Annotated in this window: 16 protein-coding genes; all 16 read left to right on the top strand. The window is 70.5% G+C overall.

The annotated features are described in order from the left end of the window. The first annotated feature begins 68 nt into the window (after nt 1-68). The 16 genes from EDF28_RS11165 to ftsZ all read left to right on the top strand — a co-directional run bounded on the left by EDF28_RS11165 (nt 69) and on the right by ftsZ (nt 20,403). Nucleotides 69-1,016 carry a carbohydrate ABC transporter permease gene (locus EDF28_RS11165; RefSeq protein ID WP_111086247.1) on the top strand — a complete coding sequence of 316 codons (948 nt, stop codon included), beginning with the start codon at nt 69-71 and terminating at the stop codon, nt 1,014-1,016. After that, nucleotides 1,013-2,002 (top strand): carbohydrate ABC transporter permease, encoded by a 990-nt coding sequence (locus EDF28_RS11160; RefSeq protein WP_207906668.1) that lies wholly within the window; start codon nt 1,013-1,015, stop codon nt 2,000-2,002. Before EDF28_RS11165 ends, EDF28_RS11160 begins: the two co-directional genes overlap by 4 nt. A gap of 100 nt (nt 2,003-2,102) precedes the next feature. Then, complete coding sequence (locus EDF28_RS11155; protein WP_173169216.1) at nt 2,103-3,437, top strand: sugar ABC transporter substrate-binding protein; 1,335 nt, start codon at nt 2,103-2,105, stop codon at nt 3,435-3,437. 655 nt (nt 3,438-4,092) lie between these two features. Continuing rightward, a complete protein-coding gene (gene mraZ / locus EDF28_RS11150) occupies nt 4,093-4,524 on the top strand; it encodes a division/cell wall cluster transcriptional repressor MraZ (RefSeq protein WP_071254530.1) in 432 nt (143 codons plus the stop codon). A gap of 106 nt (nt 4,525-4,630) precedes the next feature. Next, nucleotides 4,631-5,596, top strand: coding sequence for a 16S rRNA (cytosine(1402)-N(4))-methyltransferase RsmH (gene rsmH / locus EDF28_RS11145; RefSeq protein WP_123292832.1), 966 nt, complete (start codon nt 4,631-4,633; stop codon nt 5,594-5,596). 1 nt (nt 5,597) lies between these two features. Next, the gene (locus EDF28_RS11140; protein ID WP_123292459.1) at nt 5,598-6,314 is read left to right on the top strand and encodes a hypothetical protein; all 717 of its coding nucleotides are present in this window, start codon (nt 5,598-5,600) and stop codon (nt 6,312-6,314) included. Nucleotides 6,315-6,363: 49 nt separating this feature from the next. Next, entirely contained in the window at nt 6,364-8,133 is a 1,770-nt protein-coding gene (locus tag EDF28_RS11135) for a penicillin-binding protein 2 (protein ID WP_123292460.1), read from the top strand. A 14-nt stretch (nt 8,134-8,147) separates the two neighbouring features. Further along, on the top strand, nt 8,148-9,824 hold the full coding sequence (locus EDF28_RS11130; RefSeq protein ID WP_123938316.1) for a Mur ligase family protein: 1,677 nt from the start codon (nt 8,148-8,150) through the stop codon (nt 9,822-9,824). Continuing rightward, nucleotides 9,821-11,329 (top strand): UDP-N-acetylmuramoyl-tripeptide--D-alanyl-D-alanine ligase, encoded by a 1,509-nt coding sequence (murF, locus tag EDF28_RS11125; protein WP_123938315.1) that lies wholly within the window; start codon nt 9,821-9,823, stop codon nt 11,327-11,329. The genes EDF28_RS11130 and murF overlap by 4 nt, the downstream gene beginning before the upstream one ends. Next, the gene (mraY, locus tag EDF28_RS11120) at nt 11,326-12,429 is read left to right on the top strand and encodes a phospho-N-acetylmuramoyl-pentapeptide-transferase (RefSeq protein ID WP_123938314.1); all 1,104 of its coding nucleotides are present in this window, start codon (nt 11,326-11,328) and stop codon (nt 12,427-12,429) included. The genes murF and mraY overlap by 4 nt, the downstream gene beginning before the upstream one ends. 4 nt (nt 12,430-12,433) lie before the next feature. After that, nucleotides 12,434-13,963 (top strand): UDP-N-acetylmuramoyl-L-alanine--D-glutamate ligase, encoded by a 1,530-nt coding sequence (murD, locus tag EDF28_RS11115; RefSeq protein ID WP_123938313.1) that lies wholly within the window; start codon nt 12,434-12,436, stop codon nt 13,961-13,963. Further along, nucleotides 13,932-15,191 (top strand): putative lipid II flippase FtsW, encoded by a 1,260-nt coding sequence (ftsW, locus tag EDF28_RS11110; protein WP_123938312.1) that lies wholly within the window; start codon nt 13,932-13,934, stop codon nt 15,189-15,191. Before murD ends, ftsW begins: the two co-directional genes overlap by 32 nt. Beyond that, complete coding sequence (gene murG, locus EDF28_RS11105; protein WP_260154880.1) at nt 15,188-16,327, top strand: undecaprenyldiphospho-muramoylpentapeptide beta-N-acetylglucosaminyltransferase; 1,140 nt, start codon at nt 15,188-15,190, stop codon at nt 16,325-16,327. The genes ftsW and murG overlap by 4 nt, the downstream gene beginning before the upstream one ends. Next, nucleotides 16,324-17,727 carry a UDP-N-acetylmuramate--L-alanine ligase gene (murC, locus tag EDF28_RS11100; RefSeq protein WP_123938311.1) on the top strand — a complete coding sequence of 468 codons (1,404 nt, stop codon included), beginning with the start codon at nt 16,324-16,326 and terminating at the stop codon, nt 17,725-17,727. Before murG ends, murC begins: the two co-directional genes overlap by 4 nt. Further along, entirely contained in the window at nt 17,724-19,097 is a 1,374-nt protein-coding gene (locus EDF28_RS11095) for an FtsQ-type POTRA domain-containing protein (RefSeq protein WP_123938310.1), read from the top strand. Before murC ends, EDF28_RS11095 begins: the two co-directional genes overlap by 4 nt. A 145-nt stretch (nt 19,098-19,242) precedes the next feature. Continuing rightward, nucleotides 19,243-20,403: a cell division protein FtsZ gene (gene ftsZ / locus EDF28_RS11090; RefSeq protein WP_111085783.1), complete on the top strand. Its 1,161-nt coding sequence runs from the start codon at nt 19,243-19,245 to the stop codon at nt 20,401-20,403. Nucleotides 20,404-20,409: the final 6 nt, after the last annotated feature.

The following is a 20,409-nucleotide window of genomic DNA, read 5'->3' as shown; positions in this document are numbered from 1 at the left end:
CGCCCGTCACCGGGCCCGGGTCGCGGCCGAGACACCGGACACCCGAACGCAGCAGACGAAGGAGTCACATGAGCACGCTCGCAGCGCGGCCCGGCGAGGCAGCCGCAGCGCAGCCGGCAGCCCCCCGCCCGGCAGGTCGCCGGACCAAGGCGCGGGGGCGCTACACCGGCTGGCTGTTCGTCGGCCCCTTCGTGGTCGTCCTGATCGCCATGCTCATCGTCCCGATCGGCTACGCCCTCTGGCTCAGCCTGTTCCGCGACCAGCTCATCGGCGGCAACCAGTTCGTCTGGTTCGCCAACTACGTCCAGCTCTTCCAGGACGCCAAGTTCTGGTCCGGCTTCGGTCGGGTCGCGATCTTCCTGGTCGTCCAGGTGCCGATCATGCTCGGGCTCGCACTCGTCGCCGCCCTCGCACTCGACAGCGCACGGCTCTGGGGCACGTCGTTCTTCCGCATCGCGGTGTTCCTGCCCTACGCCGTCCCCGGTGTCGTCGCGGCCCTGATCTGGGGCTTCATCTACGGCAACCAGTTCGGCCTGACCGGTGCGGCGAACGACGCGCTCGGCATCGACCTGCTGCAGCCGTTCAGCCCCAGCTGGGTGCTGACCTCCATCGGCAACGTGGTCACGTGGGAGTTCCTCGGCTACAACATGCTGATCTTCTACGCCGCACTCCGCACGGTCCCCGGTGAGCTGTACGAGGCCGCCGAGCTCGACGGCGCCGGCCCCCTGCGCACGGTCTTCTCGATCAAGCTCCCGGCGCTGCGCGGCCCGATGGTCATCGCCACGATCTTCTCGATCATCGGCAGCTTCCAGCTCTTCAACGAGCCGAACCTGCTGAAGACCCTGGCCCCCAACGTCATCGGCAGCGCCTTCACCCCGAACATGTACGCCTACTCGCTGTCCTTCAGCGGCCAGCAGTTCAACTACTCCGCCACCGTCGCGATCGTGATGGGCGTGATCACCGCGGTGATCGCCTACGTCGTCCAGGTCCGCGGAACCCGCCAGGAGAACCGATGAGCACCATCCAGCACCCCGCGACCGGCGCCGCCGGACCGGCCACGGTCACCGAGGCGACCACGACGCAGCGCGACCCGCGCACCCGCTCGACCCGGGCCTCCAGGAAGGCCGAGCGGAAGGCTGAGCAGCACGTCGACGGACGCAAGCCGAAGCGTTCCGGCCTGCTGACCGCGGTCATGGTCGTCTTCGTCGTCTACTCGTTCGCGCCGCTGTTCTACCTGCTCGTGAACAGCACGAAGACGCAGGCGTCGCTGCTCTCCACGTTCGGGCTCTGGTTCGGCGGGGACTTCAACCTCTGGCAGAACATCGTCGACACCGTCACGTACAACGACGGCATCTTCCTGCAGTGGTTCGGCAACACGTTGCTCTACGTGGTCGTCGGTGCCGGTGGCGCCACCCTGCTCGCGACCGTCGCCGGCTACGGCATGGCGAAGTTCCAGTTCCCCGGACGCCGCGCGGTGTTCGCCATCGTGCTCGGTGCCATCGCGGTCCCCGGCACGGCCCTGGCGGTTCCGACCTTCCTGCTCTTCTCGCAGGTCGGCCTGACCAACACCCCGTGGTCGATCATCCTGCCGTCGCTCATCAGCCCGTTCGGCATGTACCTGATCTGGACCTACGCGGTCGACGCGATCCCCGCCGAACTCCTCGAGGCCGCCCGCATGGACGGCGCCGGCGAGTTCCGGATCTTCTTCACCATCGCGCTCCGTTTGCTCGCTCCCGGTGTCGTCACCGTCCTGCTCTTCGCGGTCGTCGCCACCTGGAACAACTACTTCCTGCCGCTCATCATGCTGAGCGACCCGAAGTGGTACCCCCTGACGGTCGGCCTGAACCAGTGGAACGCCCAGGCCACCGGTTCCGGTGCGCAGCCGATCTACAACCTCGTCGTCACGGGATCGCTCCTCACGATCATCCCGATCGTGGTCGCGTTCCTCTTCCTCCAGCGCTTCTGGCAGTCCGGCCTCGCGGCCGGGTCCGTCAAGGCCTGATCCGTCGGACGGGAGGCCCGTGGCGACCTCGCCACGCGCCATCCGGTCCGGAACGCAGCAGCCCTACCCCCCTCTCCACGAAGAAGTGAAAGGCACCCCCATGAACAAGCGTCTCCGGCGCGGGCTCAGCGCCCTCGCCATCGGCGTCACCGCCACGATCGCCCTCGCCGCCTGCGCGACCGGCGGCTCGTCGTCCGGTGGCTCGTCCGACGACATCACCAAGGCACTGAAGGACGGTGGCACCCTGACCTACTGGTCGTGGACCCCCTCCGCCAAGGCCCAGGTCGCCGCGTTCGAGAAGCAGTACCCCAAGGTGAAGGTCAAGCTCGTCAACGCCGGCACCGGCGCCGACCAGTACACCAAGCTCCAGAACACCGTGAAGGCCGGCTCGGGCGCCCCCGACGTCGCCCAGGTCGAGTACTTCGCGCTGCCGCAGTTCGCCCTGTCCGACTCGCTGCTCGACCTGTCCGGCTACGGCTTCGACTCGCTCGAGGACAAGTTCGCGAAGAGCACCTGGAGCTCGGTGTCGATCGACGACAAGGTCTACGGCCTGCCGCAGGACTCCGGCCCCATGGCGCTGTTCTACAACAAGACGGTCTTCGACAAGCACGACATCGCCGTGCCGAAGACCTGGGACGAGTACGTCGCCGCCGCGAAGAAGCTGCACGAGGCCGACCCGAACGCCTACATCGCGGCCGACTCCGGCGACGCCGGCTTCACCACGAGCATGATCGCCCAGGCCGGCGGTACCCCGTTCACCACCGACGGTGACAAGGTGACCATCAACCTGCAGGACGAGGGCTCGAAGAAGTGGACGAGCACCTGGAACGAGCTCGTCGAGCAGGGCCTGCTGTCGAAGACCGTCGGCTGGACCGACGACTGGTACAAGCAGCTCGGCAACGGTGAGATCGCCACGATGATCACCGGCGCCTGGATGCCCGGCAACCTGGAGTCCGGCGTCGCCCAGGCCTCGGGTGACTGGCGCGTCGCCCCGATGCCGACCTACGACGGCGGCACCGCCCAGACCGCGAACAACGGCGGCAGCGCCGAGGTCGTCATGAAGCAGTCGAAGAACCCGGCCCTCGCCGCGGGCTTCCTGAAGTGGCTGAACTCGTCCAAGGAGTCGACCGGCGTCTTCATGAAGTCCGGTGGGTTCCCATCGACGACCGCTGACCTCGACTCGTCGGCCTTCCTCGACGAGAAGCCGTCCTACTTCGGTGGGCAGCAGATCAACAAGGTGCTCGTCGACGCGTCGAAGTCCTCGGACAACGACTTCACCTACCTGCCGTACCAGGTGTACGCGAACAGCGTCTACGCCGACACCGTCGGTCAGGCGTACGAGAACGGCACCTCGCTCGACGCCGGCCTCGAGGCCTGGCAGAAGGCCCTCGCCAAGTACGGCAAGGACCAGGGCTTCACGGTCTCGACCAAGTAGCACCGGCACCAACTCCCCGGGGTGGGGGGGGGGGGGGGGGGCGCCCCCCCCCCGGGGGGGGGGGGGGGGGGGTGGGGGGGGGGGGGGGGGGGGGCCCGCGGGGGGGGGGGGGGCGGCGGGGGGGGGGGGGGGGGGGGGGCCGCGGGGGGGGGGGGGGGGCGGGGCGGGGGGGGGGGGGGGGGGGGGCGCGCCGGGGGGGGGGGGGGGGGGGGGGGGGGGGGCCGGGGGGGGGGGGGGTAGGGTCGTGTGCGCGCGAGTGGTCACGACATGCCGCGCGGTGGTTGCCCGGGGGTCACGAACTGTCGGCTGGGGTCCGCGCGAGCGACGGTTCGTGACCACTCGGCGTCGCGGCGGCAGCGCGTCGTGACCGTGCGCTGACCGGTGGCCGGCCGTGGTGGAGCGGACCGTGAGCCTCGGCGCGCCACGGGACGCTCCACTGGCTGCGAAAGTCCTCCACTTTCCTCCACGGCCGCCACACCCGCCCAGATCCCCGGCACGACGGGCATCCGCCACCGCTGTCCGGGCTTCGGTGCTGCCGAAACGGCCCCAAAAGGGGTGCCACGGGGCGAAAAGGGAGCGGGATCCTGGCCGAGGGGAGGGCAGTGGAGTAAAGTGGGGCTCGCAACGGTCCGGTGGAGCGGAGGGGAGGCCCGACGTGCTGCTCGGTACTCATGCCCCGAAGCTCGACGAGAAGGGTCGCGTGATCCTCCCCGCCAAGTTCCGGGACGAACTGTCCGGGGGACTCGTGATGACCCGCGGCCAGGAACGCTGCGTCGTGGTCTTCAGCGCCCGGACGTTCGAGGAACTCCACGAACGCATCCGGACCGCACCGATGACGTCGAAGCGCACCAGGGACTACATGCGCCTGTTCCTCTCGGGGGCCAGCGCCGAGCAGCCCGACAAGCAGAACCGCGTGACGATCCCGCAGAACCTCCGTGAGTACGCGGGGCTCGAGCGGGACCTGACGGTCATCGGCAGCGGTGACCGTGCCGAGATCTGGTCGACCACCGCGTGGGAGGCCTACTACGCCGAAGCCGAAGAGGCGTTCGCCGACAACGACGAGGAGGTGATCCCGGGGATCTTCTGATCCGTGGATCGGGACTCCCAGCCGTGAAGCCCTGACATCACTTCCCCGATGTCAGGTCGCATGGATGGGGATCCGGACCCGCGGCCCGGAAGACGAGGGGCTGCACATGGCCGACAACGACAACGGGACACCACGCTTCCCGCACACGCCGGTGATGCTCGAGCGCATCGTCGACCTGTTCACGCCGACGCTCGACGGACCGGGCAAGGTCGTCGTCGACGCCACGCTCGGCATGGGCGGACACTCCGAGGGGCTGCTCGAGCGGTTCCCGGACCTGACGCTGATCGGTCTCGACCGTGACACCGACGCCCTCGGCATCGCGGGGGAGCGCCTGGCCCGCTTCGGCGACCGCGTCCGCCTGGTGCACACCGTGTACGACGGCATCGTCGACGCGATCGAGGGCGAGGGCTTCCGCCAGGTCGACGGCGTGCTGTTCGACCTCGGGGTCAGCTCGCTGCAGCTCGACCGGGCCGAGCGCGGGTTCGCGTACAGCCAGGACGCCCCGCTCGACATGCGCATGGACCGGACCGAGGGGCAGACCGCCGCCGACGTCCTGGCCACCTACGACGAGGGCGAACTGCGCCGCATCTTCCAGCGCTACGGCGAGGAGAAGCTCGCCGGCCGCTACGCCCGGGCCATCGTCGACCGCCGCGCGAGCGTGCCGTTCGAGATGTCGGGCGACCTGGTGCAGGTGCTCCACGACGCGACCCCGGTCGCGATCCAGCGCCAGGGCCACCCCGCGAAGCGCGTGTTCCAGGCGCTGCGCATCGAGGTGAACGCCGAACTCAGCGTCCTGGAACGCGCGATCCCGGCGGCGCTCGACGCCATCGCGGTCGGCGGTCGCATCGTCGTGGAGTCGTACCAGTCGCTCGAGGACCGCATCGTCAAGCGGGCACTGGTGGCGCGCACGAAGTCGAGCGCCCCTGCCGGGCTGCCGGTCGAGCTCCCCGAGCACGCCCCCACCTTCTCCCTGATCGTCAAGGGCGCCGAGCTGGCCGACGAGGCCGAGCGCGCCGCCAACCCCCGAGCAACACCCGTGCGCCTGCGCGCGGCCGAGCGGATCCGGAAGTGACATGAGCACGAACCTCGCACTCGTCGACCCCGCCGTCGTCCCGTCCCGCGCCCCGCGCCCGGACCGCCAGAGCCGACCGGAGCTCGTCGAGGTCACACCGACCGCGGCCCAGCGCCGTGCGCGGCCCCGCATCGGCTACGCCGTCACCGCGGTCGTCGCGCTCGGCATCCTGCTGCTCGCCCAGCTCGGCATCAGCATGGTGCTCAGCCAGGGGGCCTACACGCTGAGCGCCCTCGGCACGGAGCAGACGAACCTCTCCCGCACGCAGCAGTCGCTCTCCGAGGAACTCCGGGTGCTCGACTCGCCGCAGAACCTGGCCCGCAACGCGCAGTCGCTCGGGATGATCGCCAACTCCACGCCGGTGTACCTCGACCCCAAGACGGGCCGGGTGTACGGCACGCCGACGCCCGCGGTCGCCGACCCGGCCACGGCGAGCACGGAGAACCAGGTGCCGAACTCCCTGCTGAACGACGTCCCCCTCGCCGCGAAGCAGGGCGACACGTCGACGAGCAAGGAGACGGGCTCGACCACCGGCAGCGCCAGCACCGCCGGCAGCGCCGACGCGAAGGCCGATGACGCCGCCGACAGCGCGACGAGCAGCACGGCCGGCAGCGCCGCGTCTGAGAAGACGAGCGGCGCCAGCGCGTCGGACGGGGGTTCCTCGAAGTCCTCCGTAGAGTCCGACGCGAACCAGCTCCAGGCGCCCTCCACCCGGTGACCTGCGGGTCTGAACCACCCTCAGCACCATCCGGGAAGGACCGCACCGCGTGACGAAGACGATCCGCAACCGCCGACTGCGCTACAGCATCGTGATGATCGCCGTGATCGCCCTGGTGGGTGTCTTCGTGGTCCGCCTCGTCGACATCCAGGTCGTGCAGGCCTCGGCCCTCAACGAGCAGTCGACCCAGAAGCGCAGCATCCCGGTGACGATCTACGGCACCCGCGGGTCGATCGTCGACCGCAACGGCACGGAACTCGCCGACAGCGTCACCCGGTACAACATCACCACCGCCCCGCGCCTGGTCAAGAAGTTCAAGGGCAAGCTCGGCGGGACCCGGGTCAAGGACATCAGCGTGTCGACGGCGCTCACCGCCCTGGCGAAGGCCTCGGGTGGCGACGTCGCGACCATGCGGAAGAACATCGCCGCGAACCCGAAGTCGGACTTCGCCTACCTGGTCAAGGGCCTCGACGTGAAGCACTACGAGGCCGTCACCGACCTCGGCATCCCCTGGATCTACAAGGAGCAGCAGGCGTCGCGGGTCTACCCGACGGGTGCGACCACGGGCAACGTCACCGGCTTCATGGGCACCGACGGCGCACAGGCCGGCCTGGAGTACGCCTACAACAAGTGCCTCGCGGGCACGAACGGCTCGGAGACGTACGAGCGCGGCGAGGACGGCGTCCAGCTGCCCGGCAGCACCGTGACGAAGAAGCAGGCCAAGGACGGCGGCACGCTCGTCACGACCATCGACAGCGACCTGCAGTACATGGCGTTGCAGACCATCGCCTCTGCCTCGAAGACCCTGCAGGCCGAGTCCGCGACGGCCACGGTCACGAACGTCAAGACGGGTGAGCTGCTCGCGGTCGCCGACTACCCCACCGTCGACCCGAACGACGTGGACGCCACCACCGACAAGGGGGCGTACGGTTCGCGGGCGCTCACGGCGAGCTACGAGCCCGGATCGACGATCAAGGCCGCCATCGCCGCGGCCCTGATCGACCAGGGCAAGTCGAGTCCCACCGACCAGGCGGTCGTGCCGTACTCGCGCACCTTCCCCTGGGGTGGCACGATCCACGACTCCGAGTTCCACGAGACCGAGAACCTGACGCTGACGGGCATCCTGCAGAACTCGTCGAACGTCGGCATCACCGAGCTCGGGTCGCGCCTCACCGCGCAGCAGCGGTACGACTACATGCAGAAGTTCGGATTGTTCGAGCCGGAGTCGGCGATCGACTACCCGGGCCAGCCGTCGATGGACTACGGCTCGAGCCCGAACTGGGACCAGCAGACGAACATCAACTCGATGTTCGGCCAGGGCATCTCGACGACCGCGGTCCAGGTCGCCAGCGTGTTCCAGACCATCGCGAACGACGGTGTCCGGATCCCGCTGCACTTCGTCAAGGGCTGCACCACCTCGGACGGCAAGACCATCGACGCGCCCGACGTGCAGAAGCAGCGCGTCGTGTCCGCCGACGCTGCGACCCAGGTCACCGACATGCTCCAGAGCGTGGTCACGGGCGGCACGCTCGTGGGCATGAAGCCGATCTCGGGCTACAACATCGCCGCGAAGACCGGTACCGCCGAGGTGGCCGAAGGGTCGAAGGGCTACGGCGGTCAGCGCATCACCTCGGTGGCCGGAATGGCACCCGCCGAAGACCCCCAGTATGTTGTCACGGTGACGTTCACGAAGCCGCAGACCAACAAGTGGTCGAGCGGAGCGGCTCCGGCGTTCCGCACACTCATGTCCCAGGTGCTCGAGAAGTACCGAGTAGCCCCCTCCGCGTCCGAGGCGAAGCTCTACCCGTCCACGTGGTGAGGAAGAAGGAACACTTGTCCGCACGGATCCCCCCGGTCCTCCGGCCCGAACACCCGACCCCGAGGGCGGTCGCCGAACTCGCGAACGCGTTCGGCCTCCGCGTCGTCGGGTCCCTCGACGCCGTCGAGACGACCGGTGTCACGCTGAGCGCCGCCGAGGTGCAGCCGGGTGACGTCTTCGTCGGCGTGCACGGTGCGAACCGGCACGGCGCGGAGTTCTCCGCCGAGGCCGCCGAGCGCGGTGCCGTCGCCGTCCTGACCGACGACGCGGGCGTGGAGAGCGCACGAGCGGCCGGCCTGCCGGTCCTCGTCGTGGACGACCCCCGTGCAGCCCTGGGCGACGTGTCCGCCTGGGTGTACCGCACCCACCCGGACGAGGCCACCGACCTGCCGCAGCTGTTCGCCGTCACCGGCACGAACGGCAAGACGAGCACGTCGTACATCCTCGAAGGGATCCTCAAGCAGCTCGGCCTGGTCACCGGCCTGAGCTCGACCGCCGAGCGCCACATCGGCACGCTCAGCGTGACGAGCCGCCTCACCACGCCCGAGGCCAGCGAGATGCACGCGCTCCTCGCCCGGATGCGCGAGAGCGAGGTGCGCGCGGTCGCCGTCGAGGTGAGCGCGCAGGCCCTCAGCCGTCACCGGGTCGACGGCATCGTCTTCGACGTCGCGGCCTTCACGAACCTGTCGCACGACCACCTCGACGACTACGCCGACATGGAGGAGTACTACCAGGCGAAGCTCCCGCTGTTCCAGCCCGAGCACGCCCGTCGCGGCGTCGTCTCGCTGGACACCGACTGGGGCCACCGCGTGGTGCAGGACTCCCGCATCCCGGTCACGACGATCACGGTGCACCCGGACGTCGAGGCCGAGTGGCACGTCGACATCGTCGAGGCGCACGCCGCGTACACCGAGTTCCGCCTGACCGGTCCCGAGGGCCGCGAGCTCACCACCCGTGTGCCCCTGATCGGCTGGCACATGGCCGCGAACGCCGCACTGGCGATCGTCATGCTGGTCGAAGGCGGTTTCGAGCTCGGTGCCATCGCACACGCGCTCGACAGCAACCACCGCCGCTACCCGGACGAAGACGACCGCGACGAGCACGAGGCCCGAAGCGACCGCGACCGCGACCGCGACGGCGCCGTGCGCCGCGTGTCCGCCATCGAGTGCTACCTGCCCGGCCGGACCGAGCGCGTCTCGGGCGAGCACGGCCCGAGCGTCTACGTCGACTTCGGCCACAGCGCCGACGCGTTCGAGAACACCCTCGCGGCCGTCCGGCAGTTCACGTCCGGCAAGGTCCTCATGCTGTTCGGCGCCGACGGCGACCGCGACACCACGAAGCGCGGCGACATGGCTCGCGTCGCGGCGGCCGGCAGCGACATCCTCGTCGTCACCGATCACCACCCCCGCTTCGAGGACGCCGCGTCGATCCGGAAGACCCTGGTCGACGCCGCGCGCGAGGCGTTCCCGGACCACGAGCTGCACGAGGTGAGCCCGCCCGAGGCCGCCATCCGCCTGGCCGTCGGTCTGCTCGGCGAAGGCGACTCCATCCTCTGGGCCGGCCCCGGCCACCAGGACTACCGCGACATCGCCGGGGTCCGCACCCCCTACTCGGCACGCGACGAGGCCCGTCAGGCCCTGCGCGAAGCCGGTTGGGAGCCGAACTCCGGTCCGGCCGAGGACCTCCGATGATCGCGCTCACCCTCGCCGAGATCGCCACCGCGGTCGGCGGCGAGCTGATCGGTGGTGCCCAGGCGACCGACGTCGCCGAGCCCGGCGACCTGGTGGTGGAGGGCTCGGTCGAGACCGACTCGCGCCTGGTCCGCCCCGGCAGTGTCTTCTTCGCCCTGCCCGGCGAGGTCACGGACGGGCGCCGCTTCGTGCCCGCCGCGACCGAGGCGGGTGCCGCGCTGGTCATCACGCCCGAGCGCGTCGAGACCACCGCGCCGCAGATCGTCGTCGCGGACGGCTACGCAGCCCTCGCCGCGCTCGCGCACGAGGTCGTCACCCGGGTCCGGATGGCATCCGCCGACCGCGTCGACGCCGAGGGGCGTCCGGCACCGCTCAAGGTCGTCGGCATCACCGGCTCGAACGGCAAGACGAGCACGAAGAACATGCTCCGGACGATCCTCGAGCAGCACGGCGAGACCGTCGCGCCCCAGGGGTCCTTCAACAACCACGTCGGGGCACCGATCTCGATGCTCCGGGTCACGTACGACACCCGGTTCCTGGTCGTCGAGATGGGGGCCAGTGGCGTCGGCCACATCGCGGCGCTCGTCCGCATCGCCGAGCCGGACGTCGGTGTCGTGCTCAAGGTGGGCCTGGCGCACGCCGGCGAGTTCGGCGGCATCGAGGCGACGCAGCGCGCGAAGTCCGAGATGGTCACCGACCTGCCTGCCTCCGCGACCGCACTGCTCAACGTCGACGACGACCGGGTCGCGTCGATGCGCGACCTGACGGCCGCCCAGGTGGTCGGCTTCGGCACGTCGGCGGATGCCGACTACCGCATCACCGGCATCGAGACGGACCGCAGCGGCACCCGCTTCACCCTCACCGCGCCTCCCGTCGATCAGGAAGGCGACCGTCCGACGGACGGTAGCCAGCCTGGAGGCCCGGATCACGTGGACGTGCGCCTCGCGATCCTGGGTGAGCACCACGCGATGAACGCGGCCGCGGCCCTGACGGTCGCCCACCGCTGGGGCGTCCCGCTCGCCGACGGCGCCGCGGCGCTCGCGTCGATGACGCGCGCCGAGCGCTGGCGCATGGAGCTGCTGCAGGGCGGCCCCGAGGGCGTCACCGTGATCAACGACGCCTACAACGCGTCGCCGGACTCGACCGCGGCGGCGCTGCGGACCCTGGCGCAGATCGTGCGCCCGGGGGAGCGGACCGTCGCCGTGCTCGGCGAGATGGCCGAGCTCGGCGAGTTCTCGACCGAGGAGCACGACCGCATCGGTCGGCTCGTCGTCCGTCTCGGCATCGGACAGCTCGTGGTCGTCGGCCGCGGCGCGATGCCCATCCACCAGGCCGCCACCCTCGAGGGATCGTGGGACGGCGAGTCGGTGTTCATCGAGGACGTCGACGACGCCGTCCGGTCACTCCAGGACATGCTCCGCCCCGGCGACGTGGTCCTGGTCAAGTCCTCGAAGTCGGCCGAACTGCGATTCCTCGGCGACCGCCTCGGAGGTGTCACCGAATGATCGCGCTCCTCATCGCCGGCGCTACGTCGCTGGTGTTCACGTTGCTGCTCACCCCGTTCTTCATCAAGCTGTTCCACCGTCTCGGGTGGGGACAGTTCATCCGTGACGACGGTCCGCAGTCGCACCACACCAAGCGCGGCACCGCGACGATGGGCGGCATCGTCCTCATCATCGGCGCCGTGATCGGGTACTTCGTCGGCCACCTGGTCGGACGTGACTCGATCACCCTGTCCGGCCTGCTCGTGCTGTTCCTCATGGTGGGGCTGGGCTTCGTCGGGTTCATCGACGACTTCCTCAAGGTCCGGCGCCAGCGGAGCCTCGGGCTCGGCGGGTGGGCCAAGGTCCTCGGCCAGGTCATCGTCGGCGTCATCTTCGCCACGGTCGCCCTGGTGGTGCCGACGTCGAACGGCAAGCCCCCGGCGTCGACCATGATCTCCGCGATCCGTGACATCCCGTGGCTCGACTTCATGGCGCTCGGCACGGTCATCGGCACCGTGCTGTTCCTGGCCTGGATCGTGCTGCTCACGGTGTCGACGTCGAACGGCGTCAACGTGGCGGACGGGCTCGACGGTCTCGCGACCGGCTCGAGCATCCTGGCGATCGGTTCGTACGTCATCATCGGCTTCTGGCAGTCCAACCAGATCTGCGGCGGCGCCCGTCTCGACGCGAGCACGGAGCACGCCTGCTACACCGTGAGCAACCCGCTCGACCTGGCGGTCGTCGCGGCCGCGGTCTGCGGTGGGCTCATCGGGTTCCTCTGGTACAACACCTCGCCGGCGCAGATCTTCCTCGGCGACACCGGTTCGCTCGGCCTCGGTGGGGCGCTGGCGGGTCTCGCGATCCTCAGCCGCACCGAGCTCCTGCTCATCCTGATCGGTGGCCTGTTCTTCATCGTCACCGGCTCGGTCATCCTGCAGCGGGCGTACTTCAAGATCACCCACGGCAAGCGGATCTTCCGGATGAGTCCGCTGCACCACCACTTCGAGTTGAAGGGGTGGGCCGAGGTGACGGTCGTCGTCCGGTTCTGGATCATCGCGGGGCTCTTCGTCGCCGCGGGGGTCGGCCTCTTCTACCTCGAATGGATCGCACGCGTTGGTTGACCCGGTGTCCACGTCCTCCCGCCTCCAGTCCCTCGACAGCTGGTACTCCGAGGGGTGGAAGGGCCTGAACGTCGCCGTCCTCGGGCTCGGCGCGACCGGGTTCTCGGTCGCCGACACCCTGGTGGAGCTCGGCAGTGCGGTGACGGTCTACTCGTCCGACGCGCCGTCGGACAACGTCGACCTGCTCGACGTCATCGGCGCGCGCTTCGTGCAGACGGCGCTCGACACCGTGCCGGCCGCGCTGCAGGAGCAGGCACCGGACGTCGTCATCGTGTCGCCCGGCCTGCCGCCGCACAACGCGACCGTCGAGTGGTCCGTCCAGAACAGCACGGTCTGGGGTGACATCGAGCTCGCCTGGCGCGTGCGCGACAAGGTCGTGCGAGGTCCGGTCGCGGCGCCGTGGATCACGATCACGGGCACGAACGGCAAGACCACCACGACGCAGCTCACGACCGCGATGTACGAGGCCGGCGGCCTGCGTGCCGTGGCCTGCGGCAACATCGGCGTGCCGGTGCTCGACGTCGTCCGCGACCCGGACGGCTACGACGTGCTCGTGGTCGAGCTCTCCAGCCACCAGCTGCACTACATGGCGACCTCGGGCGACGGCGCGGTCGTGCCGCTCGCGAGCGCCTGCCTGAACATCGCCGACGACCACCTCGAGTGGCACGGCTCCGCCGCGGCGTACCGCGCCGCGAAGGCCAAGGTCTACGAGCGCACCGTGATGGCGTGCGTCTACAACACCGCCGACGACGTCACGCGCGACATGGTGCAGGACGCCGACGTCGTCGAGGGCTGCCGTGCCGTCGGCTTCACGCCGGGGGTGCCCGCGCCCGGGGACGTCGGCATCGTCGAGGACGTCCTGTGCGACCGCGCCTTCAACGACGACCGTCGGAACAGCGCGCTCGAGCTGTCGACCCTCGCCGACCTCGAGGTCGCCGGGCTCGCCAGCCCGCACATGACGATGAACGTCCTGGCCGCCGCGGCCCTCGCCCGTGCCGGCACCGTCCAGCCGAGTGCGATCCAGTCCGCCGTCCGGGCCTTCCGCGCCGACCACCACCGCACGGAGCTCGTGGCCGAGTCGGCCGGCGTCGCGTGGGTGGACGACTCGAAGGCCACGAACCCGCACGCCGCCACCGCCTCGCTCGCCTCGTTCGACACCGTGGTGTGGATCGTCGGCGGCCTGTTCAAGGGCGTCGACGTCGACGGGCTCGTCGCACGCTTCGGCCCCGAGGTCCGTGCCGTCGTCGTGATCGGCACCGACCGGACCCCCGTCCTGGAGGCATTCGCGCGACACGCGTCCGGGGTGCCGGTGCTCCAGGTGGAGACGACGGACACTGATCAGGTCATGCCCGAGGCGGTCCGGCATGCCGCATCGGTCGCGAGGCCGGGCGACACGGTCCTCCTCGCCCCGGCGGCTGCGTCGTTCGACCAGTTCGGCTCCTACGCCGACCGGGGGCGTCGTTTCGCGGCGGCGGTCCACGAGCACCTGGGAGGCAACGCCGATGGCGACGACGGATCTTCCGAACAGTCGTAGCACGCCGGCGACGGGCAACCCGCGTCGCACGAACGGTGCACTCGTCGCCGTCAAGAACGTCTTCGTCGCCGAGTCCAGCACGTTCTACACGATCCTCGGCGTCACGCTCTTCCTGGTCGTCTTCGGCGTCGTGATGGTCCTGTCGTCGTCGAGCGTCGAGCAGTACGCCGCGACGCACGACTTCTTCGGCGCAGCGTCCCGCCAGGGTCTGTACGCGGTCCTCGGCGTTCCGCTCATGCTCGTCGCGAGCCGGATCCCGACACGGCTGTGGCGGAAGTGGGCGATGCGGTTGCTCGGTGCCGCGCTCGTCCTGCAGCTGCTCGTGTACACACCGCTCGGCATCGACGTCCAGGGCAACCGGAACTGGATCGGCATCGGCTCGTTCACCGCGCAGCCGTCCGAGGTCGTCAAGCTCGGCCTGGTGCTCGGCATCGGCGCGATCATGTACGTCAAGCGCGACAAGCTCGACGACTGGAAAGAGGTGTTCATCCCGATCGGGATCGCCTCGCTCCTGTCGCTCGGCCTCGTGATCCTCGGTGGCGACCAGGGCACCGCGATGATCATGCTCATCCTGATCCTCGGTGCGCTCTACGTCGGCGGAGCCCGCGCCCGCCACCTGCTCGTCGGCCTGGCGGCGATGGCGGTCATGCTGCCGTTCGTCACGATGGCGTCGTCGTCCCGTCAGGTGCGCATCAGCGCCTGGCTGTCCGGCTGCACCGACTCGAACCAGTACGCCGACCTGTGCTGGCAGCCCGTGCACGGCATGTGGGCGCTGGCGTCCGGTGGCGTGTTCGGCGTCGGACTCGGCAACTCCAAGGCGAAGTGGTCGTGGCTGCCCGAGGCGGACAACGACTACATCTTCGCGATCATCGGCGAGGAACTCGGCCTGATCGGCGCCGTCGTCGTGCTCGCACTGTTCGTCGTGCTCGCCGTCGGCATGATCAAGATCATCCGGCAGTCCCGCGACCCGTTCGTGAAGACCGTCACGGGCGGCATCCTGGCGTGGATCATCGGTCAGGCGCTCGTGAACATCGCCGTGGTGCTCGGCCTGCTGCCGGTCCTCGGCGTCCCACTGCCGCTGATCTCGGCCGGCGGGTCCGCGCTCATCATGACCCTGGTGGCGATCGGCGTCGTGCTGTCGTTCGCCCGCGACCTGCCCGGCAAGAACGACCCGCGCACCACGAACCCGCCCCTCGACAGCACCACCACGAACGGACGACTCCGGTGAGCAAGTACCTCTTCGCCGGCGGGGGCACCGCCGGACACGTCAACCCCCTGCTCGCGGTCGCCGACCGGCTGACCGAGCGCGAGCCGGATGCCGAGGTGCTCGTCCTGGGCACCGCCGAGGGTCTCGAGGCCCGCCTGGTGCCGATGCGCGGCTACGAGCTCCTGACGATCCCGCGCCTGCCGTTCCCCCGGAAGCTGAACGGCGCGGCCCTGCGCTTCCCCCAGCGCTTCGCCGCGGCCGTCAAGCGCACCGAGCAGATCATCCGCGAGCACGAGGTCGAGGTCGTCCTCGGCGTCGGCGGCTACGCGGCGGCGCCGGCGTACATCGCTGCCCGGCGCACCGGCACCCCGATCGTCGTGCACGAGCAGAACGCGAAGCCGGGGTTGGCGAACCGCCTCGCCGCGTTCCTCACCGAGCACGTCGGCCTGACCTTCTCGAACACCCGACTGCGGCACGGCCGGGTCGTCGGCATGCCGCTCCGGCGCGAGATCGAGTCGCTCGACCGCCGTGCCAGTCGTACCGAGGCCCTCGCCGAGTTCGGGCTCGACCCGGCTCGCCCGGTGCTCCTCGTCACGGGGGGTTCCTCGGGCGCCCGCAGCATCAACCGCACGATCAACAAGTCCGCGGCGACCATCGTGGGCGCCGGCTGGCAGGTCCTGCACGTCGTCGGTGCCGCGTCGGACATCGGTCCGAGCGACCTCGACGGCTACCACGTGCTCGCCTACTGCGACCGGATGGACCTGGCGTACGCGGCGAGCGACTTCGTCGTGTCCCGCTCCGGCGCCGGCATGGTCTGCGAGCTCACCGCGGTCGGGCTGCCGAGCGTGCTCGTGCCGTACCCTGTCGGCAACGGCGAGCAGCGGCACAACGCCAAGGACGTCGTCGACGCCGGGGGAGCAGTGCTCGTGGCGGACGGGGAATTCGACCCCGACTGGGTGACGTTCCAGCTCCTGACGATCCTGCAGGACCGGGCCCGCATCGCGGACATGACGGTCCGGGCAGGCAGCGTCGGACACCGCGACGGCGCGGACCGGATGACCGACCTCGTCCTGGACGCAGCACGAGGCACCGAACGAGGTGCCGCACGAGGAACCGAACGAGGCAACGGCGCCGCCAGCACCACGGAGGAACCATGACCATCAAGCCGGACCTGACGCAGCCGATCCCGGACGACCTCGGCACCGTCCACTTCGTCGGCATCGGCGGCGCCGGCATGAGCGGCATCGCCCGGATGTTCCTCGCCGCCGGTCACCGCGTGACGGGCAGCGACTCCCGCGAGACCGAGACGACGGGCATCATGCGCGACCTCGGCGCCGCGGTGCACATCGGCCACGACGCCGCGAACGTCGGCGACGCGGACACGATCGTCGTCACGAGCGCGCTCTGGCCGGACAACCCCGAACTGCTCGAGGCGCAGCGCCGCGGCCTGCCGGTGCTGCACCGGTCCCAGGCCCTCGCCGCCCTCATCGCCGAGCACCGCCTCGTCGCGGTCGCCGGCGCGCACGGCAAGACCACCTCGACCGGCATGATCGTCACCGCGATGGTCGAGCTCGGCCTCGACCCGAGCTTCGTCAACGGCGGCGTCATCCAGTCGCTCGGCACGAGCTCGGCGCCGGGCTCGAGCGACCTGTTCGTGGTCGAGGCCGACGAGTCCGACGGTTCGTTCCTGCTCTACGACGTCGCCGTGGCCCTGATCACGAACGTCGACGCCGACCACCTCGACCACTACGGCAGCGAGGAGGCCTTCACCGAGGCGTTCGTCGAGTTCGCCGCGAAGGCGAGCGAGCGCGTCGTCATCTCGAGCGACGACGCCGGCGCGAAGACCGTCACGGCGGGCATCCGCGCGCGTGCCGACGCCCCCGAGGTCGTCACCTTCGGCGAGGCCGTCGACGCCGACGTGCGCATCGAGCGGATCATCGAGTCCGCGGGCGTCGAGGTCGCGTTCCGCGCCGGCGGCGAGGCACACCACCTGACCCTGCGCGTGCCGGGCCGGCACAACGCGATCAACGCCGTCGGTGCCTTCGCGGTCCTGACCGGTCTGGGCGTGAGCGCCGCCGACGCGATCCGCGGGCTCGAGGCCTTCGGCGGCACCCAGCGCCGCTTCGAACTGCACGGTGTCGAGCGCGGGGTGTCGGTCTACGACGACTACGCGCACCACCCGACCGAGGTCGCCGCGGCGCTCAAGGCCGCCCGCAACGTCGTCGGCGACGGCCGCATCATCGCGATCCACCAGCCCCACCTGTACTCGCGCACCCGTCTGATGGCCGGTGACTTCGCGCGGGTCTACGAGGAGCTCGCCGACCACACGGTCGTCCTCGACGTCTACGGCGCGCGCGAGGACCCGGAGCCCGGCGTCACCGGCGCCCTGGTGCAGGAGCGCTTCGCCGACCAGTCCCGCGTGGAGTTCCTGCCGGACTGGGACGAGGCCGCCACCCGTGCCGCCGCGGTCGCCCGCGACGGCGACATCATCATGACGCTCAGCTGCGGTGACGTGTACCGGATCATCCCGCAGGTACTGGGAGCGTTGGGCCGGTGAGGCGACCCGAGGGGTTCGACGAGGGGGACGCCCGTAGGGACGCCCCGGTCGAGGGCGCCGACGCGCCCCGGCAGCGTCGTGGCCCCTCGATGCCGCGGCTCCCGTTCCGTGGGCGCACACCCGACGACCGGGAGGCCCGTCCCGCGCCCGACGAGTCCGCTGCGGGCGACGAGGCCCCGGCCGTCACTCCCGCACCCGGTTCCTCCGAATCGCGCCCCCCAGCGGTCGGTGCGCCCCCGAGCACCGGGGCGCGACGGCCGTCCGCGGGCGCGGAACCGACCACCGATGCCGCAGACTCGACGCGCGACCGCGTCGGCGCCCTCGCGGGCGCGGCCGGCCGCCGCGTCGGCGCCGGCTTCGGTGCCGTCGCCGACCGCCTGCGCGAGTACACACCGGACGAGGAGCACCGCGACCCGCGCCCCGACGCGGGCAACGCGCCCCGAGGAGACGGGGCGCAACGACCGTCCGGGGGCGCGGCGGGCAGTGCACGCGACCACGACGCGACCGTGACCGACGTGCTCGACGCGGGCAGTGCCTCCCGGCCGGTCCAGCACGACGACGCACCCATCGGTGCCGGCGTCCGCGCTGCCGAGACCGCGCGTGAGGCGCGCATCGCGAAGCGTCGCCGTCGCCTGCTCGAGCGGGCCGAGGTGCGGCGGTTCACCCGGCGGAGCCGCCACCGTCGCGCCGCGTGGATCACCGCGGCCGGCATCGTGCTCGTGCTCGGCGTCTCGATCCTGGTGGCGGTGTTCTCGCCGCTGATGGCCCTGCAGACGATCGAGGTCAAGGGCACCAACCGCGTCGACGAGACCGCGCTGCGGCAGGCCCTGTCCGACCAGATCGGCACCCCGCTCGCGCGGCTCGACTTCGACGAGATCAAGCAGGACATCGCCGGCTTCCCGCTCATCGAGAGCTACGTGACCGAAGAGGCCCCGCCGCACACCCTCGTCGTGACGGTGACCGAGCGCACCCCCGTCGTCGCGGTGAAGTCCGGCAGCTCGTTCGACCTCGTCGACCCGGCCGGCATCGTCGTGCAGTCGTCGCCGCAGCGTCCGGCCACCATGCCGCTCGCCGACATCGCCCGTGCGCGCCTCGGGTCCTCGAGCTTCCGCACGATGACCGAGGTCGTGCTGGCGCTGCCGTCGACCGTCCGGTCGCAGGTCACGCGGGTCGCCGGGTCCACCGCCGACGACGTGACCCTGACGCTCAAGGACGGCTCGACCGTCGTGTGGGGGAGCCCCGACGACTCCGAGGCGAAGGCCGCGCTGCTCGCCGCCCTGGTGAAGGACCACGCGGCGCGGAACCCGGGTGTCGTGGTCGAGTACGACGTGTCCGCACCGGACAACGGCGTGATCCGCGCGAAGGACTGAATTGCCGACCTGATCGGCGACACGCGGCGTGGCGGGGCGACAGTGCGCGGAACCCACCCGTAGCGTCGAAGCCAGCACCACATCTACCAGCATTGCCCCTGAACTTCAAGTAGAGGTTGAGGGTTCAACCGGAGGCCTGACTGACGTGACCACGAACCACAACTACCTCGCCGTCATCAAGGTCGTCGGTGTCGGCGGCGGCGGCGTCAACGCCGTCAACCGGATGATCGAACTCGGCCTCCGTGGCGTCGAGTTCATCGCGATCAACACCGACGCGCAGGCGCTCCTGCTCAGCGACGCCGACGTCAAGCTCGACGTCGGCCGCGAGATCACCCGCGGCCTCGGCGCCGGCGCGGACCCCGAGGTCGGCCGTCGTGCCGCCGAGGACCACGCCGAGGAGATCGAAGAGGCCCTCGCCGGTGCCGACATGGTCTTCGTCACCGCCGGTGAGGGCGGTGGGACCGGCACGGGTGGTGCGCCCGTCGTCGCCCGCATCGCCAAGTCGATCGGCGCCCTCACCATCGGCGTCGTCACGAAGCCGTTCAGCTTCGAGGGCAAGCGTCGCCAGTCCCAGGCCGAGAACGGTGTCGCCGGGCTCAAGGACGAGGTCGACACGCTCATCGTCGTGCCGAACGACCGCCTGCTCGAGATCAGCGACCGCGGCATCTCGATGGTCGAGGCCTTCGCCACGGCCGACCAGGTGCTCCTCGCCGGCGTGCAGGGCATCACCGACCTCATCACCACCCCGGGTCTCATCAACCTCGACTTCGCCGACGTCAAGTCCGTCATGCAGGGTGCGGGCTCCGCGCTCATGGGCATCGGCTCGTCGCGCGGTGCCGACCGTGCCATCAAGGCCGCCGAGCTCGCCGTCGCGTCCCCGCTGCTCGAGGCCTCGATCGACGGAGCGCACGGTGTGCTGCTCTCGATCCAGGGTGGCTCGAACCTCGGCATCTTCGAGATCAACGACGCCGCGCGTCTGGTGCAGGAAGCCGTGCACCCCGAGGCGAACATCATCTTCGGTGCGGTCATCGACGACACCCTCGGCGACGAGGTCCGCGTGACCGTCATCGCCGCGGGCTTCGACGGCGGCGAGCCGGCGCAGCAGCAGAAGGAGCGTCGCTCGAGCTACGTCGACCCCGAGTCGAGCGCGACGGCCCCCGTCGCCGCCTCGACCGGTGCGATCGAGGACTCCAGCACGTCGAGCCCCTCCTGGGCCTCGCAGGAACACCAGCCGCCGGTGCAGCGCGCCGCCGACCCGGCGTTCGACGACGACGACGAGCTCGACGTCCCCGACTTCCTGAAGTAACCCCTC

The sequence above is a fragment of the Curtobacterium sp. PhB137 genome (assembly GCF_003814955.1).
GTDB lineage: Bacteria > Actinomycetota > Actinomycetes > Actinomycetales > Microbacteriaceae > Curtobacterium.
Note: the sequence above shows the minus strand (reverse complement) of the source record. Positions and strands in the feature narration are given on the sequence as shown.

What these genes read in the sequence shown, in the direction of transcription:
- EDF28_RS11165 (WP_111086247.1), top strand. Translation starts at nt 69, where the DNA reads ATGAGCACGCTCGCAGCGCGGCCCGGCGAGGCAGCCGCAGCGCAGCCG.
- EDF28_RS11160 (WP_207906668.1), top strand. Translation starts at nt 1,013, where the DNA reads ATGAGCACCATCCAGCACCCCGCGACCGGCGCCGCCGGACCGGCCACG.
- EDF28_RS11155 (WP_173169216.1), top strand. Translation starts at nt 2,103, where the DNA reads ATGAACAAGCGTCTCCGGCGCGGGCTCAGCGCCCTCGCCATCGGCGTC.
- rsmH (WP_123292832.1), top strand. Translation starts at nt 4,631, where the DNA reads ATGGCCGACAACGACAACGGGACACCACGCTTCCCGCACACGCCGGTG.
- EDF28_RS11140 (WP_123292459.1), top strand. Translation starts at nt 5,598, where the DNA reads ATGAGCACGAACCTCGCACTCGTCGACCCCGCCGTCGTCCCGTCCCGC.
- murF (WP_123938315.1), top strand. Translation starts at nt 9,821, where the DNA reads ATGATCGCGCTCACCCTCGCCGAGATCGCCACCGCGGTCGGCGGCGAG.
- mraY (WP_123938314.1), top strand. Translation starts at nt 11,326, where the DNA reads ATGATCGCGCTCCTCATCGCCGGCGCTACGTCGCTGGTGTTCACGTTG.
- ftsW (WP_123938312.1), top strand. Translation starts at nt 13,932, where the DNA reads ATGGCGACGACGGATCTTCCGAACAGTCGTAGCACGCCGGCGACGGGC.
- murC (WP_123938311.1), top strand. Translation starts at nt 16,324, where the DNA reads ATGACCATCAAGCCGGACCTGACGCAGCCGATCCCGGACGACCTCGGC.